Origin of the sequence: Streptomyces sp. NPDC002057, assembly GCF_040296665.1 — a bacterium.
In the GTDB taxonomy this organism is placed as follows: Bacteria; Actinomycetota; Actinomycetes; order Streptomycetales; family Streptomycetaceae; genus Streptomyces.
The window spans coordinates 48,725-65,088 of sequence record NZ_JBEOXR010000049.1; the positions used below are offsets into that span (position 1 = coordinate 48,725).

At 72.2% G+C, this 16,364-nt stretch carries 11 protein-coding genes; 3 read left to right on the plus strand and 8 right to left on the minus strand.

Annotated features, from left to right (window positions below; genetic code table 11):
• Positions 1-49: 49 nt before the first annotated feature.
• Positions 50-1,111 carry a right-handed parallel beta-helix repeat-containing protein gene (locus ABT129_RS29625; RefSeq protein WP_351907709.1) on the minus strand — a complete coding sequence of 354 codons (1,062 nt, stop codon included), beginning with the start codon at positions 1,109-1,111 and terminating at the stop codon, positions 50-52.
• 413 nt (positions 1,112-1,524) lie between these two features.
• On the opposite strand from ABT129_RS29625, the gene ABT129_RS29630 reads away from it, so the two are divergent.
• Together ABT129_RS29630 and ABT129_RS29635 are read left to right on the plus strand one after the other, a co-directional pair.
• A complete protein-coding gene (locus ABT129_RS29630) occupies positions 1,525-2,034 on the plus strand; it encodes a sortase (protein ID WP_351907711.1) in 510 nt (169 codons plus the stop codon).
• An 88-nt stretch (positions 2,035-2,122) separates the two neighbouring features.
• Positions 2,123-2,791, plus strand: coding sequence for a class F sortase (locus ABT129_RS29635; protein WP_351907713.1), 669 nt, complete (start codon positions 2,123-2,125; stop codon positions 2,789-2,791).
• 12 nt (positions 2,792-2,803) lie between these two features.
• Here the strand turns inward: ABT129_RS29635 and ABT129_RS29640 are convergent, their stop codons facing one another.
• The 7 genes from ABT129_RS29640 to ABT129_RS29670 form a co-directional block, all read right to left on the minus strand.
• Positions 2,804-4,333, minus strand: coding sequence for a hypothetical protein (locus ABT129_RS29640; RefSeq protein ID WP_351907715.1), 1,530 nt, complete (start codon positions 4,331-4,333; stop codon positions 2,804-2,806).
• A gap of 258 nt (positions 4,334-4,591) precedes the next feature.
• Entirely contained in the window at positions 4,592-5,674 is a 1,083-nt protein-coding gene (locus ABT129_RS29645; RefSeq protein ID WP_351907717.1) for an aldose epimerase family protein, read from the minus strand.
• 101 nt (positions 5,675-5,775) lie between these two features.
• Positions 5,776-6,828, minus strand: coding sequence for a LacI family DNA-binding transcriptional regulator (locus ABT129_RS29650; RefSeq protein WP_351907719.1), 1,053 nt, complete (start codon positions 6,826-6,828; stop codon positions 5,776-5,778).
• Between the two features lie 138 nt (positions 6,829-6,966).
• Complete coding sequence (locus ABT129_RS29655) at positions 6,967-8,016, minus strand: ABC transporter permease (RefSeq protein WP_351907721.1); 1,050 nt, start codon at positions 8,014-8,016, stop codon at positions 6,967-6,969.
• Entirely contained in the window at positions 8,013-9,020 is a 1,008-nt protein-coding gene (locus ABT129_RS29660; RefSeq protein WP_351907723.1) for an ABC transporter permease, read from the minus strand. Before ABT129_RS29660 ends, ABT129_RS29655 begins: the two co-directional genes overlap by 4 nt.
• On the minus strand, positions 9,017-10,771 hold the full coding sequence (locus tag ABT129_RS29665; protein WP_351907725.1) for a sugar ABC transporter ATP-binding protein: 1,755 nt from the start codon (positions 10,769-10,771) through the stop codon (positions 9,017-9,019). Before ABT129_RS29665 ends, ABT129_RS29660 begins: the two co-directional genes overlap by 4 nt.
• Positions 10,772-11,170: 399 nt before the next feature.
• A complete protein-coding gene (locus ABT129_RS29670; protein WP_351907727.1) occupies positions 11,171-12,271 on the minus strand; it encodes an ABC transporter substrate-binding protein in 1,101 nt (366 codons plus the stop codon).
• 587 nt (positions 12,272-12,858) lie between these two features.
• Between ABT129_RS29670 and ABT129_RS29675 the strand changes: the two genes are divergently transcribed.
• Positions 12,859-16,245, plus strand: coding sequence for a LamG-like jellyroll fold domain-containing protein (locus ABT129_RS29675; RefSeq protein ID WP_351907729.1), 3,387 nt, complete (start codon positions 12,859-12,861; stop codon positions 16,243-16,245).
• The last annotated feature ends 119 nt before the right edge of the window (positions 16,246-16,364 follow it).

The following is a 16,364-nucleotide window of genomic DNA, read 5'->3' on the forward strand; positions in this document are numbered from 1 at the left end:
GGAGGGGGAGCGTGCGCCACGTGCCGTGCCGCACGCTCCCTCGGACCGTTCAGCACATTCCCGCGGGCTCCGAGACCTCGCAGGTGTTGCCGCGGAAGGTGTTGCCCTTGCCGGTGTCCCGGTTGGCCAGGTCGGCCGAGCCGTTGCGGAGGACCACGTTGTCGCGGATCTCGTTGCGCTCGTTCAGGGCACCCACGAAGCTCTTGAACAGCACGATGCCGCCGGAGAGCGGGGAGGCGCCCACGTTGTCCACGATCCTGTTCTCCGCCACCACCGTCTCCTCGGCGCCGGTGAGGACGATGCCCGAGCCCTGGAGGAAGGGCAGACGGGGCGTCTTGGGGCAGAGCTTGTTGTTGGCGTGGACGTGGTTGCGGCGCAGGGTCATCGCCCCGGCGCGCGGGGTGGACTCGTCACCCACCACGAACACCGCGGCGCAGTTCCCGGTCGCCTCGTTGTACTGGACGGTGAGGTTGCGCAGACGCCGCACCGTGAGGCCGATGCGGTTGCCGGAGAGACGGTTGTGACTGATCACCGTCCCCTCGGCGTCGACCGCCCCCGACTCGGTGTCGGTGGTGTTGGACACGAAGAGCCCGGCGTCGGCGTTGTCCCGGGCGGTGTTCCCGCTCAGCGTGCTGCGGACGGACCGCTCCAGGGCGATGCCCCAGTTGCCGTTCTTCTCGGCGGTCACCCGGTGGACCCTCAGCCGGTCGGTCCGCGAGGCCCACAGGCCGTTCTTGGTGAAGTTCCTCAGGGTCAGCGACCGTACGGTGACGCCCTCGACGGGGCGGCTGTCCGTGCCGGTCACGCAGATCCCGTGACCGGCCTTGGCGCAGGCGTCGCCGGCCGCGGCGGCGCCGGGCACGATGACGGTGGGGAAGACGGTCGAGCCCCGCAGGGTCAGGTTCGAGGTCGTGATCGTGACGCTCTCACGGTAGGTACCGGGGGACAGGACGATGGTGTCCCCCGGCCGTGCGGCGTCCACGGCCCTCTGGATCGATTCGCCGGGCTTCACCTGATGCAGCGTCCGGGAGGCGGACGCGGGGGCGGCGCCGAGGCCGGTCGTCACCACGGCCACGGTGCATGCCAGGTAGGCAATCTGTCGTCTGGTCATATGGCGAAGTTATGAGCGGGCCCACCGGCCCGCCACCGGTGATCACCCGCTCGGGCGCCCCGTCCACCCGAATGTCGAACGGACCCGGAAGCGTGCCGTGCCCGCGGGCAACGGCACCGGTCCGCACCTCACCTGAGCGACCGTCAGTCCCACGCGGCGGCCGCCGCCCCGGCCCCGCGCCGCCCTAGCCCATTCGCCGCCCGGGTGCGGACCTTCTCGTCACGGTGGGTCAGCTACCGTGACCTGCGGTGACGAACCAGGGAAGGGCGGTCAAGAGCCCGACCGGGCGACACCCCCGCGCGCTTCTCGCGTTGCGGCGGTCCCGGAGCGGGGATTCCCTCGGGCACGGAGCACAGCACAGGAGCCGCGCGGACACGCCGGCCGAGAACTGCTCCCTCGGAGGAGAGAAAACCATGCGTCTCGCCCGTACCGGTCTCCAGCTCGCCCTGATCGCCGGCACCCTCGCCCTGTCCGCCCCCACCGCCCTGGCCGCCGAGGGCGAATCCTCGACCGCGTCGAGGGACGTCCGCGTCCATCCGCGCAACGCCGCCCCCGGCAGCACCGTCACCGTCACCACGACCGCCTGCGGCAAGGAGACCTACGGCAAGGGCGTCTCCGAGGCGGCCGGGAACTTCCACCTCTTCGCGGGCGAACGGCCGGGCGTCCTCGTGGGTGAGTTCAAGCTGCCGAAGGACTCCGTCTCGGGCACGGACACCCTGACCCTCAAGTGCCCGCCCCGGGTCAAGCTGACCGCCACCTACCAGATCGCCGGCCGCCCGAACGGCGCCGTCGACGCCGGATTCGGCGGCACCGCCGACAAGGGCACCGAGTTCGGCCTCGGCTGGCTGCTGGTGGGCGCCGCCGTCGCGGGCGGCGCCGTCAAGATGCGCCGGCGCGCCACGGCCGCCGGGAGCCCGGCCTGACCGTCCACCCGCCCCGTGCCTCCGTCCCCGGCCCCGCGAGGGCCCGGGGACGGAGTGCGTCCCGGCACCGAGCAAAGGCATCGCCACCATGAGGAAAGACTCCGGGACGAGGGCCGGCGGCCCGTCGTCGCGGTACACCCCGTCGTTCAAGCTGCTCGCCTGGACCGCGCTCGCCGGAACCCTGCTGCTCGCCGACGCCCTGCGCGACGACCCTCCGCCGCCCGGGAGCCAGGTCCGGTCGGAGGCCGCACGGACCCCCGTACGGGCCGCCGCGCCGGAGCGCCCGGCCCTCGCGCCGTTGCCCGCGTCGGACCCGCTGCGGATCCGGATCCCGGCCATCGGGGTCGACGCCCACCTGATGCGGCTGGCCCTGGACGAGGCAGGGGCGCTGGAGCCGCCGCCGGTGAACCTCCCCGCCTTCGCCGGCTGGTACGCCGACGGGACCGCGCCCGGATCACGCGGGACGGCCGTCGTCACCGGACATCTGGACACCCCCGCCGGTCCCGCCGTCTTCCACGATCTCGGCGCCCTCGAACGGGGCGCCGAGATCGCGATCGCCCGTGCGGACGGCCGCACGGCCCTCTTCACCGTCGAGGCGGTGGAGGACCACGCGAAGAGCCGGTTCCCCGACGACAAGGTCTACGGCGAATCCGGCCGCCCCGAACTGCGGCTCATCACCTGCGGCGGCGGCTGGTCCGACCGCACCGGATACCAGGCCAACACGGTCGTCTACGCCTCCCTGACCGCCGTGAGGTAGCGGCGGTCCGCGCTACGGCTGGGCGTCGAGCCAGCTCAGCTTGTGCCCGTAGAGCACCCGCTGGCAGTAGTCCGTCCCGTCCGGGTCGCCGGCGCCCGGGTTCGCCTCGCAGTCGGAGTCCACCCCCGGACGGTGCTCGGACAGGGACCACAGCCGGCCCGTGCCGCGCTCGATGTAGAGGTCCTCGGCACCCCGCGCGGTCTTGACCGCCTGGCCGTCCTGGACCAACCGGCCGTCGCTCCACCGGTAGCGCCAGAGGTTCCCCGGCTCGTCCGTGCCCTTCGACTCGTTCACGTACAGCGTGCCGTCGTACGCCGCCGCGCCCTGGGCGCCACCGCCGGCCATCGGCAGGTAGTTGGCCCAGCCCTGAGCGCTCACGTCGGCGGAGCGCCCCTCCAGGGCCGCGACCGGGTAGGAGGCGATGCGGCCGGTGGACGGGCGGCCGCTCTCCGGACGGCAGTACTCGCCCATGAGCAGCCGGTCCGGCTCGGTGCTGCGGTCCAGCGAGATGTAGGAGGCCTTCGGGGCGCCGGTGTCGACGCAGGCGTACGAACCCTTGGGGTTGCCCTGCGGCGCCTTGAACTTCCACGCGGCGACCTGCGGCATCACGTACCGGTAGCCGAAGCTGTACCAGACGTTGTCGTGCCGGCCGACCTTCGTCCTGTCCTCGGTGTTCGCGGTGGTCTTCACGCCGTCGGTGTCGGCCCCCATCGCGTCGTGCGTGGCGGGGTCGCCGTCCGGGTCCAGGTCCATGATGGTGCGCATGTCGAAGACGCGCAGGCCGTTGCGGGTGTCCGCGACGTAGAGGTAGTTGCCGTACCAGACGATGCCGCCCGCGTGGACGCCCTTCTGGATCGGGTACTCGGCGGCGTGCAGCCCGTCGAAGGAGACGTGGTCGGCCGAGTTTACGTACGTCCAGCCCAGCAGGACGTGCCGGTACTTGACCTCGGGGCTGCCGGTGGCCGGGTTGGTCCGGCTCTGCACGAAGGTGATCCGGACGCCCTTCTGGTTGCAGGCGTCGTTGCTCTCCAGCTCGGCCGTGGTGCAGTCGCCGGCCGTCGGCAGCGGGTCGTCCTCCCGGCCCGGGTCCCAGCCGTCGTAGGAGGCGAACAGCTGGATGTTCGCCGCCTCGCCCCACAGCTCGTTGTTCTTCGCGTCGGAGACGCCGGTCATGCCCTGGGGGACCCACTCGCGCGAGGTGGAGTCGTCGCTCTGCAGGCAGTACTTGACGTCGGGGTCGGGGGCGGTGCCGAACGGGTCGCGGGAACACCACGGCTGGACGGTGCGGTTCGCCCCGGCCAGCAGGTCCTGCACGCCCGACTTGGGCAGCACGGCGTCCAGACGGGCGACCCGCGCGGTGGTGTCGGCGTTCAACGCGCCGGGCGACATCGTGAAGTCACCGGGCGAGGCCGCGCCGCCGGGCGCGGTCCACGCGCTGGTCGAGGCCTCCTCCGCCTGGGCGGGAGCGGCGAGGCCGGTGAACGCGAGCGAGGCCGCGACGGCCGCCGTGAGCCAAGCGCGACGTATGCGCCGTGTGGGCATGGGGGATTGCCTCCGTTGTTCCTGTGCCGGACAAGTCGAACGGAGAGTTCCAGAACGCTCGCGCGCAGCGCAAACGTGTAAGTGACACAGTCAACAGCACCGATGAGAGCGTCAGTTGAGGACGGAAGGGGGAAAATCGCCACCTCGGGGCGAGCCCGGACCCCGATCCGTCGAGGAGAGGTGACGGAGATCGGCAGACCCGGTGTCGGGTGGCCGGGATTCCTCCGCACGGCCGTCACATCGTCACGAGCCCGCCCGTCAGCGGCCCGCCCCGCCGGCCAGGTGCGGGAAGCGGAACTCCGTACGGCGACGGGCGGTCGTCCCGGGGCGCAGCACGGCGCTGGGGTAGTCGGCCCGGTTGGGCGCGTCGGGAAGGTGCTGCGTCTCCAGGCAGACCGCGCCGTGGCGTTCGAGCGGACGCCCCGCGCCGTCGACGAGGGAGCCGTCCAGGTGGTTGGCCGTGTACACCTGCACACCGGGTGCCGTGGTCCACACCTCCATGACACGTTTCTCCGCCGGTGCCGTCAGCCGGGCGGCGGGACGCACGGGCCCCGGCTCGCTCCCGGAGAGCACCCAGCAGTGGTCGTATCCGCCGGCCAGACGTATCTGCTCGTCCGCCGCCCGGACGCCCTCCCCGAGGAGCCGGGGGCTCGTCAGGTCGAAGGGCGTACCCGTCACGTCGTGGAGCGGGCCGAGCGGAATGCCCTCGGCGTCGACCGGCAGATAGGCGGTGGCGTCGACCCGCAGGGTGTGGTCCAGGACGTCCCCGCCGCCCGTCAGGTTGAAGTAGGCGTGGTTGGTGAGGTTGACGACGGTGGGGCGGTCGGCGACGGCCGCGCAGGCGTAGGACAGGGTGCCTTCGGCGTCCAGGGCGTACGTCACCGTGACATCGAGGGCGCCCGGGAACCCCATGTCGCCGTCGGGGCTGTGCAGGGACAGCCGGAGCACCGCCGTGTCACCCTCCACGCCGGGACGCGCGTCCCACACCCGGGTGTCGAAGCCCTCGGGCCCGCCGTGCAGGGCGTGGCCGCGGTCGTTGCGGGGGACCTGGTACGTCGTTCCGTCCAGCGTGAAGCGGCCGTGGGCGATGCGGTTGGCGTAACGGCCGACCAGCGCGCCGAGGTACGGGCTCTTCCCGGCGTACTCCTCCACCGAGGCCAGCGACAGGACGACGTTGGCCGTCCGGCCCCCGGTGTCGGGCACACCGAGGGCGTGCAGGACGCCCCCGTACGTGAGGATCTCGGCGTACACGCCGGAGGGGGAGTCCAGCCGCCAGAGGTCGGCCTCCTCTCCGCTCGGGGCGGTGCCGAACGGCCGGTGACGGACGGTGGGTCGGGGCATGGCGAGTCCTCGGGGCGAGCGGATGACCGGACGGAGGGGACGAGACGAAGGGAAGGAGGGGAGGCGGCGGGAGGGGGAGGGGGAGGGGGAGGGGGAGCGGGTCAGCCCGTCGTCTCCGGCGGCGTACCGCTCCGCCCTGGAGGGAGACCGCGTCCGGTGGACTCCCTGACGACCAGCTCGTACCCGGGACTGATCCTGCGCGGCTCGGAGACGGACCCCCCGCCGAGCCGCTCGACGAGCCGGTCGACGGCGAGACGCGCGATGGCGTGCTTGTCGGGGGCGACGGTCGTGAGGCTGATCGCGCCGAAACGACCCTCCTCGATGTCGTCGAAGCCGACCACGGCGATGTCCTCCGGCACCCGCAGGCCGCGCTCACGGAGGGTACGCATGGCGCCGAGCGCGATGAGGTCGTTGTACGCGAAGACCGCGTCCGGCCGCTCCCCCCGGTCCAGGAGCGCCGCCATGGCGGCGGCCCCATCGGCCCGGCCGTACCCGTCCGTGGCGACGACCAGCGTCTCGGCGGGCTCCACCCCGGCCGCGGCGAGCTCCTCCCGCCAGCCGCGCAGCCGCAGGTGCGCGGGCTGCCGCTCGCGGCCGGTGCGCGAGCCGAGGAACGCGACACGGCGCCGGCCGAGGTCGAGGAGATGGCGGACCGCGTCCCGCGCGGCCGCCACGTTGTCGATGGCGATCTGGTCGTACGGGGCCGCGTACTCGCGCTCGCCGAGCAGCACCAGCGGCGAGGTCTCCTGCCGGGCGAGCAGGTCCGCCGTCTCCAGATGGATGGGGCTGAGGATCAGCCCGTCGATCACATGGGACCGGAACTCCTGGCACACCAGCAGTTCCCGCTCCCGCAGCCCCGCCGTGTGGTCGACGAGCACCGTGTAGTCGTGCTGGGCGGCGGCGTCGATGATGGCGCCGGCCAGCTCGGCGAAGTAGGGGTTGCCGAGTTCGGGCACGGCGAAGGCGATGATGCCGGTGCGCCCCTTGCGCAGGTGCCGGGCCGTGAGGTTCGGCCGGTAGCCGAGCTCGTCGATCGCCCGCTGCACCTTGGCACGCATCTGCGGTGTGACGTGGGGATAGTTGTTCACCACGTTGGACACGGTCTTGATCGACACGCCCGCCCGCTGCGCGACGTCCTTGAGGCTGACGCCCACGGCACTCCTCTGGTTCGGCTCTGATCGGTAAGGGACCGGGGACCGCCCGGGGCCCGGTGGACCCCGGACCCCGGGGACGCGCCGGCGGTGCGCCGGGGAGCCCGGCGAACCGGGCACCCGGGCATGATCCGTCCATCGTCAGACGGTACTTCGGCCGCGGGACAGGGAGCGCTGCGCGACCACGACCAGGACGAGGAAGCCACCGCTGACCACCGACTGGTACGAGGAGTTGAGCGAGCCGATCTGGTTGATGAGGTTCTGGATGACGGCGAGCAGCAGCACGCCCCACAGGGTGCCGCTGACCGATCCGGCGCCGCCGACGAGCAGGGTTCCGCCGATGACGACGGCGGCGATCGCGTCGAGTTCCATGCCGGCGCCGACGATCGTGACACCGGAGGAGAGCCGGGCCGCGTTGACGGCACCCGCGAGTCCCGCGAGCAGCCCGCTCAGGAGGTACACCGTCACCTTCGCGCGGGCGACGGGCAGCCCCATCAGCGTGGCGGCGTCGGCGCTGCCGCCGACGGCGAACAGCGTCTGGCCGAACGACGTGCGCTGCAGCACGAGCCCGCCGGCGCCGAACAGGACGAGCGCGACGAGGATCGGGTACCCGAAGCCGCCGACGCTGCCCTGCCCGAGCGTCGCGAACGCCGAACCCTTGGGGACGAGATACGTGGTGGCGCCCTCGTCGGTCAGGGCGAGCAGCAGCCCGCGCGCCCCCAGCAGGGAGGCGAGCGTCACGATGAACGGCGCCATGCCGGCCCGGGCGATCAGCAACCCGTTGACCAGGCCGATCGCCCCGCACACCACGAGCGGTACGAGCAGCGCGGGGACGATGCCCCACTGCGAGGCCCACGCGGCGAGCACTCCGCCCAGCGCGAAGACCGAGCCCACGGACAGGTCGATGCCACCGGTGATGATCACCAGGGTCATGCCGAGGGCGACGATCGCCAGGAACGAGGCCTGCACCGTCACCCCGCGCGCGTTGTCCAGCGTGGCGAAGGTCGGGTAGACGAAGGAGGCGATCACGACGACGAGGAGGAGGACGGCGAGCACGCCCTGACTCCGCACGAGGGCGGCGAGCCGTTCCCGGCCGGAGACACCCGGCCCCGTGCGGCCGGGGGCGCCGCCGAGGGGCGCGGACGAGGTCGTGCCCTTACCCGGTGAGGCGAGCGAGGAGGTGGGGTTCATCGGGATCGGCGCTCCCGTGCGACGTAGACGGCGGCGATGATGATGGCCGCCTGGGCCATCTGGGCGGTGGAGTCGGGCAGGTCGTGCTTGACGAGCGTCGCGCGCAGCAACTGCATCAGCAGCGCCCCCGCGACGGTCCCGAGCACCCGGATGGATCCCCCGCTCAGCGGGGTGCCGCCGACCACCACGGCGGTGATCGCGGAGAGCTCCATCAGCGTGCCGAGGGAGGACGGGTCGCTCGCGGTGAGCCGGGCGGTGGCGAGGACGCCGGCGAGCGCGGCGAGCACCCCGCACAGGACGTACACCCCGGTCAGGACCCGCTTCACGGGCAGCCCGGAGAGGGCGGCCGCGGACCGGTTGCCGCCGATGGCGACGACCTGGCGCCCGAACGTGGTCCGGTGGACGAGGAAGGCCACCGCGAGCGCGAGGACGGCCGCGATCAGGACGACCAGGGGGATGCCGAGGAGACTGCCGGTGCCCAGCGACAGCAGGTCGGGGTTGACGATCTGCTTGAGCTGCCCGTCCGCCATCACGAGCGCGAGACCGCGCCCGCCGACGAACAGGGCCAGGGTGGCGACGATGGGCTGCAGCCCCACCACCGAGACGAGTGCGCCGTTGACCGCGCCGACGACGGCCCCGGCGAGCAGGGCGATCAGCAGGGCGGGCACGAGTCCGTACCCCAGGTAGAGCGGCAGCAGCGCCGCGGCGAGCGCCATCGCGGACCCCACCGACAGGTCGACCCCCTCGGTGCCGATCACCAGGGCCATGCCGAGGGCCACGATGACGATCGGGGCGACCTGGATCAGCTGGGTGCGGAGGTTGTCGACGGTGAGGAAGTGCTCGGTGAAGAAGGCGTTGAAGAGCAGGAGCACGGCCACCGCCGCGTACACGCCGTACTCCTGCAACCACGCGGGCGCACCGCGCCGTACGGAAGAGGTGGGCGGCGCGGGGGAGGGCGCGGGAGCCTCGGTGGCGCTCGGGGTCGGGGTCGCGTGGGTGGTCATCGGGGGTCCTCCTCGGTGACCGCGGTGGTGTCGGGGGCCGGCCTCGCGGCGTCGGCGTCGGTGTCGAGATCGGTGCGGGTGCGGGTGCGGCTGCCGGTGTCGGTGACGGCGTCGGTGTCGGTATCGGCGTCAGTGCCGGTGCCGGTGCCGGTGTCGGTCGTGTCGTGGTCCGGCTCCGCGGCGGCGGGAGCGTGGTCGGCCAGGACGGCGAGCAGCGCGCTCTCCGACACCTGCTCGCCGGTCAGTTCGCCGGCGGCGGCCCCGTTCCTCAGCACCACGATCCGGTCGGAGCCCTCGACGAGCTCCTCGATGTCGGAGGAGATCAGCAGCACGGCCAGCCCCTCCTCCGCGAGTTCGTCGATCAGGGCCTGGACCTCCGCCTTGGCGCCGACGTCGATGCCGCGGGTGGGCTCGTCGAGCAGCAGCACCTTCGGTTCGAGGCAGAGCCACCGGGCCAGGAGGACCTTCTGCTGGTTCCCGCCGGACAGTTCGCCGACCTTCTGTTCGGGACTGGACGCCTTGATCCGCAGCCGTTTCATGAAGACGTCGACCACCCGGTCCTGCCGGGCGCGCGAGACGATCCCGGCGCGCGAGAGGCGGGGGAGCGCCGCGAGCACGATGTTCTCGCGGACCGAGAGACCGGGCACGATGCCCTCGGCCTTGCGGTCCTCCGGGAGCAGGCTGATCCCGGCGCGGATGGCGCTCGCCGACGAGAGCCGCCCCAGCGGGGTCCCGCCGACGGCGATCCGTCCGCCGTCCAGCGGCAGGGCGCCGGCGAGCGCCTTCGCGGTCTCGCTGCGGCCGGAGCCCAGCAGACCGCCGAGGCCGAGCACCTCGCCCGCGTGGAGTTCCAGCGACAGGTCGTCCACCTGGTGCTTCCTGACCAGCCCGGTCGCCGTGAGGACGGGGTCGCGCGCGACGGAGTGGCCCTCACCCGCGAAGCTCGTCACACCGTGCCTGCGGACCTCGGACATCTCCCGGCCCAGCATCATGGAGACGAGCCGCATCCGGTCCAGACCGGCCAGTTCACCGGTGTGGATGTGCCGGCCGTCGCGGAGCACGGTGACCCGGTCGCAGATCCGGTACAGCTCGTCCATGCGGTGACTCACGTAGACGACGGCGATGTTCTTCCGCCGCAGGTCGCCGATCACCCGGAACAGCGTCTCGACCTCACGCGGCTCCAGGGAGGAGGTGGGCTCGTCCATGACGACCACGTGCGCCCGCACCGAGACCGCGCGGGCGAGCGCCACCATCTGCTGCGCGCCGATGCCCAGGGTGTGCAGCGGGCGGCGGGGATCGACGGTGACGCCGAAGCCGCCGAGGAGGTCGGCGGCCTCGGCGTTCATCCGGGGGAAGTCGATCAGACGGAGGCGCGTCCGCGGTTCGCGGCCGAGGAAGATGTTGCGCGCCACGCTCATCAGCGGAACCAGGTTCACCTCCTGGTAGATCGTGGAGATGCCCGCCTGCTGTGCCTCGAACGGGCGGGAGAAGTGGATCGGCCGACCCGAGAGCAGCAACGTGCCGCTGTCGGGCCGGTGCACGCCCGTGAGCACCTTGATCAGGGTGGACTTGCCCGCGCCGTTCTCACCTACGAGGGCGTGGGTCTCACCGGCGCGGAGCGTGAACGACACGTCGTCGAGGGCGACGACACCGGGGAACCGCTTCCCGACGCCGCGAGCCTCCAGCACCGTCGGCGCGGTCGACGGCCCGGAGCCGTCGGTCGCGGCCGGTGCCGCTTCGGGGGGTGCCATGAACGTGGCCTTTCCGGAGTTGGATCGGGTGAGCCGGTCGGGGAGGTGAGCGGGAGTGCGTCGGGGGCGGCCGGGAGGGCGGGGGTGCGTCGGGGTCAGCCAGGAAGGGCGGGGGACGGCGGGCGGGGACCGCGGGGTCGCCACGGCGGGGAGGTCCGTGGCGACCCGCGCGACCCTGGTGGCCCGGCGTGGGCGCCCCAGCCCGGCGTCGGTACGTGAGCGGGGCTCGGCGCCGGTGCGCGCCCGGGCGGGCTCTGCCCCGCCGCCGGCCCGGCGCCGGTGCTCGCCCGGTTCGGCTTCGCGCCGCCGCCACTCCGGCACCCGTGCGCGCCCGGTCCGGCTCCGGCCCGGCTTCGTCACGCCGCCGGACCAGCGCCGCTCCCGCGAGGCGATCTGCCGTCAGTACGCTCCGCCCAGCGACGACTTGGCGTTGGACGCGTCGTACGACCGGTCCGCGATGATGACGTCCTCGGGGATGCCCTCGCCGGCGTAGAACTTCTGGGCGGTGGCGAAGGCGAGGGGGCCGAAGCGCGGGTTGGACTCGATGACGGCGTTCAGTTCGCCGTTGGCGAGGGCCTGGACCGCGTTGCGGGTGCCGTCGATGGAGACGACCTTGACGTCCTTGCCGGGTGCCTTGCCCGCGGCCTTGAGCGCGGTCACGGCCCCGAGGGCCATCTCGTCGTTCTCCGCGTAGACCGCCGTGATGCCGGGCTTCGACTGGATGAGCTGCTCCATGACCTGCTGGCCCTTGTCGCGGGCGAACTCGCCGGTCTGCTGGGCGACGATCTCCAGGCCGGGAGCCTTGGCCGCCACCTGGTCGACGAAGCCCTTGGTGCGGTCGGTCGTCACGCTGTTGCCGGAGGAGCCGAGGAGGATGGCGACCTTCCCCTTGCCGCCGGTCGCCTTGATCATCGCGTCGGCGGCGCGCTTGCCCTGCTCGACGAAGTCCGAGCCGAGGAAGGCCAGGTAGTCCTTGCACGCGGTCGCGTTGACCTTGCGGTCGATCGTGAGGACCGGCACCTTCTTCGCGGCCGCGGCCTGGAGGGCGGGCTCCAGACCGTCGGAGTTGAGCGGGGCGACGATCAGGAACTGCGCGCCCTGGGCCAGCATGTCCTGGATGTCGCTGATCTGCTTGGAGAGCTGCGACTGCGCGTTCGTGGTGAGGAGCTTCTTCACGCCGATCTTCGCGGCCTCGTCCTTGATGGACTGGGTCTCGGCGATACGGAACGGGTTCGCCTCCTTCTCCGACTGGGAGAAGCCGACGATCGCGTTCTTGAGGTCGAGCTTCGGGGCGCCGTACGCCGTCAGCGAGCACCCGGGGCCCGAGGACGCCGTGGGGGTCTGGACGACCTGCGCCTCCTGGCTGCTGTCGCCGCCGGCGTTGTTCGAGGTCTCGGACTTGGCGCAGCCGGACAGCGCGAGCGTGGCGGTGGCGACCACGAGGCAGGCGACGGTGAGTGTGCGGGTTCTCTTCGGAACGACCGTGTTCGGAAGGGCCATGACAAGACACTCCTTGGCGGGGACGGCGGGGACGGCACCGCCGAGTGGCGTGCGGCCGCGCGAGAATCGAGGGAAACGTTGTCAGCCTGCCGTGGAAGGCCGGCGGACCGGGTTGGTACGGGTCTGAACTGGGAAGACACGCCTTCGACACTTTCACGTGGCAAGCCGGCGACGGCGTCTTTACAACGTTATAACCGTGCGCCGGACGGCACGGCAAGAGTGCGGAGCGACGTTTCCCCGAGGTTTCCCCGACGAGTCCCGGGGACTCAGCCCGGCTCCGTGGCACCGAGGGTGAGGGGCGGTCGGCGGGAGTGTGCGAGGGGTCTGGACAGTCGGGGGACGGCGTGCTGTCATTCCGCTGCACACCGATTTCCAACGTTGGAATGACGGCAGGCCGTCACGTCGGCCACTCCGTGCCCGCGCTGCTCCGGGCCGGGACGCCGTCGGCCCGTCGGCGCCCGCACGGCCGTGGGCGACCGCCGGACGCACCCGGGCGCCGGGAGACCACGAACCACCTCACCCAGGGGGTTCGGCCGTCATGCCCCCGGACCGGCTCCGATTCCCCTCTGTCACGAGGTAGAGATTCGATGACACGACGACACACCCACCCCCGCACCAGAATGTGGGCCCTCCTGACCGCGGCGGCCCTGGTGCTGCCCACGAGCGCCCTGCTGCCCACCGCCTCGGCCGCGGAGTCCGCGTCGGCCGGCCCGTCCGCCGCCGCGGCCTCCACCGGCACGCCCGCCACCTCCACCGGCACGCCCGCCACCTCCGCCGAGAAGCCCACCGCCGGAAAGCCCACCGCCGGAAAGCCCACCGCCGGAAAGCCCTCCGCAGAGAAGGCCGCCATCGAGGTGCACGGCCTGAAGGGCGAGTACTTCAGCATGTCCGCCCCGGGCGCGCGGGACTTCGCCGTACTCGGCGGCACCTCCCTCGACCCGCAGATCGACTTCTCCGGACTCACGGGCACCTTCCAGAGCCTCACGGGCCGGAGCGAACACACCACCGCCCGCTGGACGGGCCGGATCGAGGCGCCGGCCACCGGCGACTACACGTTCCACGGCATCGGAGACAACGGCTTCCGGCTCCTCATCGACGGGAAGCCGGTCATCGACCACTGGACACCCGACTGGGACAGGGAACAGACCAGCGCGCCGATCAGACTCACCGCCGGTGAGAAGCACGACTTCCGCCTGGAGATGTTCCAGGACGTCGGCGGGGCGAACATGTTCCTGCGCTGGTCGACGCCGACCCTCGCCAAGCAGCTCGTACCGGAGTCGGCGTTCACGCCACCCGACGACTTCGAGGTCTACCCGGTCGAGCTGACCGTCGACGAGAGCGGCCGCCGACTGCGCGCCCGGTTCGAGAACAGGGTCTCCGACCTCGCGGCGGTCAAGGACCACCTCACGGTCGAGGCCGACACCACCCCCATGCCGATCCGCTCGGTCACCGTCGCCCCGGGCGACCGCACCTCGGTGCTCGTCACCCTCGCCGAGCCGATCCAGAAGAACCAGCAGGTCCGGGTCGACTACGACGGGAAGGGCGGCCTGAAGAACGGCTCCGAGACCGTCCCGCGGATCCTCCGCTCCGCGAAGAACCTCTCCACCCACCGGCTCACCACCGAGTGGGGCGACCGGCTGGACGAGAAGAACCCGCTGCCCGAGTACCCGCGGCCCCAGCAGGTGCGCGGCAGGTGGAAGAACCTCAACGGGCCCTGGCAGTTCGCCGGAGCGGACGCCGGCGAGCAGCCGGTCTTCGGCAGGAACCTCGACGAGAAGATCATCGTGCCGTTCCCGGTCGAGTCGCAGCTCTCCGGCGTGGAGCGGCACGAGGACCACATGTTCTACCGCAGGCTCGTGAACGTGCCGAAGGACTGGAAGGTCGGCAGCGGCGCCAGGGACAACCGGCTGAAGCTCAACTTCGGTGCCGTCGACTACCGGGCCCGGGTCTGGGTCAACGGCAAGCAGGTGGCCGACCACACCGGCGGCTACAACGCGTTCAGTGCCGACGTCACCGACGCGATCAAGGGAACGGGACCGCAGGAGATCGTCGTCGCGGTCACCGACACCGGTGGCCGCAACCAGCCCACCGGCAAGCAGTCCACCAACCCCGGCGGCATCTTCTACACCCAGTCGTCCGGCATCTGGCAGACCGTCTGGATGGAACCGGTCGCCCCCGTCTCCATCGACGACGTCGTCACCACCCCCGACATCGACACCGGCACCCTGGCGGTGACCGTCGAGTCCGACGACGCCTCGCCCGGCGCCCGCGTCGCGGCCGTCGCCCGTGACACCCGCGGCAAGGTCGTCGGCCGGATCGAGGGCCCCGCCAACCGTCCGCTGCGCCTGCCGGTGGCGAACCAGCACCTGTGGAGCCCGGACGACCCGTACCTCTACGACCTCGAAGTGAGGCTCACGGACGGCAGGTCGGCCGACGAGGTCGACAGCTACTTCGGCATGCGGAAGATCGGGATCGAGAAGGTCGGCGGCTACCCGAAGCTGGTCCTCAACGGCAAGCCGATCTTCTCCCTCGCCACCCTCGACCAGGGGTTCTGGCCCGACGGCCTCTACACCCCGCCCAGCGACAAGGCCCTCGCCTTCGACCTGGAGGCGCACAAGAAGCTCGGTTTCAACGCCGTACGCAAGCACATCAAGGTGGAGCCGCAGCGCTGGTTCTACCACGCGGACCGGCTCGGCCTCCTCGTCTGGCAGGACTTCGTCTCGGGCGACCTGACCGACGAGGCCGGCCACAGGGCCTTCGTCGACCAGGGCCGCGAGATGATGCGCCAGCACCACGACTCGCCCTCCGTCATCGGCTGGATCGTCTTCAACGAAGGCTGGGGCGAGTGGAACCGCGAGGAGACCGGCCGCATCGCCGAGTCCGTCGGGGCGGCCGACCCGTCCCGCGTCGTCAACGCCCACAGCGGGGTCAACTGCTGCAACTCCAAGGGTGATTCGGGCAAGGGCGACATCATCGACCACCACGACTACAACAACACCGACCCGGCCTTCCCCGACACCGAACGGGCCGCCATGGACGGTGAGCACGGCGGCTTCACCCTCCGCACCCCCGGCCACATGTGGCCCGGCGCCCCCACGGTGATCTACAGCGGTGTCGCCGACAAGGAGGCGCTCACCCGGAAGTACGTCGAGAACACGGAGAAGTACTACCTGGAGGCCGCCCGGGCCGAGCTCTCCGGCTCCGTCTACACCCAGATCTCCGACCTGGAGAACGAACTCAACGGCCTCTACACCTACGACCGCCGCGACATCAAGGTCGACCCGGTGCGCGTACGCGAGATCAACCGGAAGGTGATCGCGGCCGGCGCCGCCGCGGGCGAGCGCGACCAGCTGAAGGGCGGGGGATCCTGGTCCCTCGACGAGGGCACCGGCGCCACGGCCCGGGACGCGGGCCCCCAGGCCGGGCACCTGAAGCTCACCGAGGGCACCACCTGGGTCCCCGGCGTGAGCGGCAGCGCCCTCGGCTTCGACGGCCGGGGCCGGTACGCCGAGACCGAGGGGCCCGTACTCGACACCACCACCGGCTACTCCGTCTCCGCCTGGGCCACGCTCGACTCCCTGCCCGGCAACTACGCGACCGTGGTCAGCCAGGACGGACGCCGCCAGGAGAACCCCTTCTACCTCCAGTACGGCCAGGGCGCCTTCGCCTTCAGCACCCCCGGCGGCAACCGCGCCCGGTACGTCACCACCCCCGAACCGGGCCGCTGGTACCACCTCGTCGGTGTCCGTGACGCCGCGAGGAACGAGATCAGGCTGTACGTCGACGGCGTCCTCGCGGCGACCGCCGCCGCCGGACCGGCGGAGGTCGGCACCGGACCGCTCTCCGTGGGCCGGGCCCGCTGGAACGGCGGGAACGTCGACTTCTGGAACGGATCGATCGACGAGGTCCACGCCTACGACAGGGCGCTCACCTCCGAGGAGGTGGCCGCCCTCCACACCGAGGAGAAGCCGTAGCCGCGACAGGCACGGCCACCGGCCGCCGGGCGGGGACGTCGGTCCCCGCCCCGCGGCCGGCCCGGGGGGGGCCGCGCGGGCGGCCCCGCGCCCCGCCCGCGCGGGCGGGGCGCACCGCC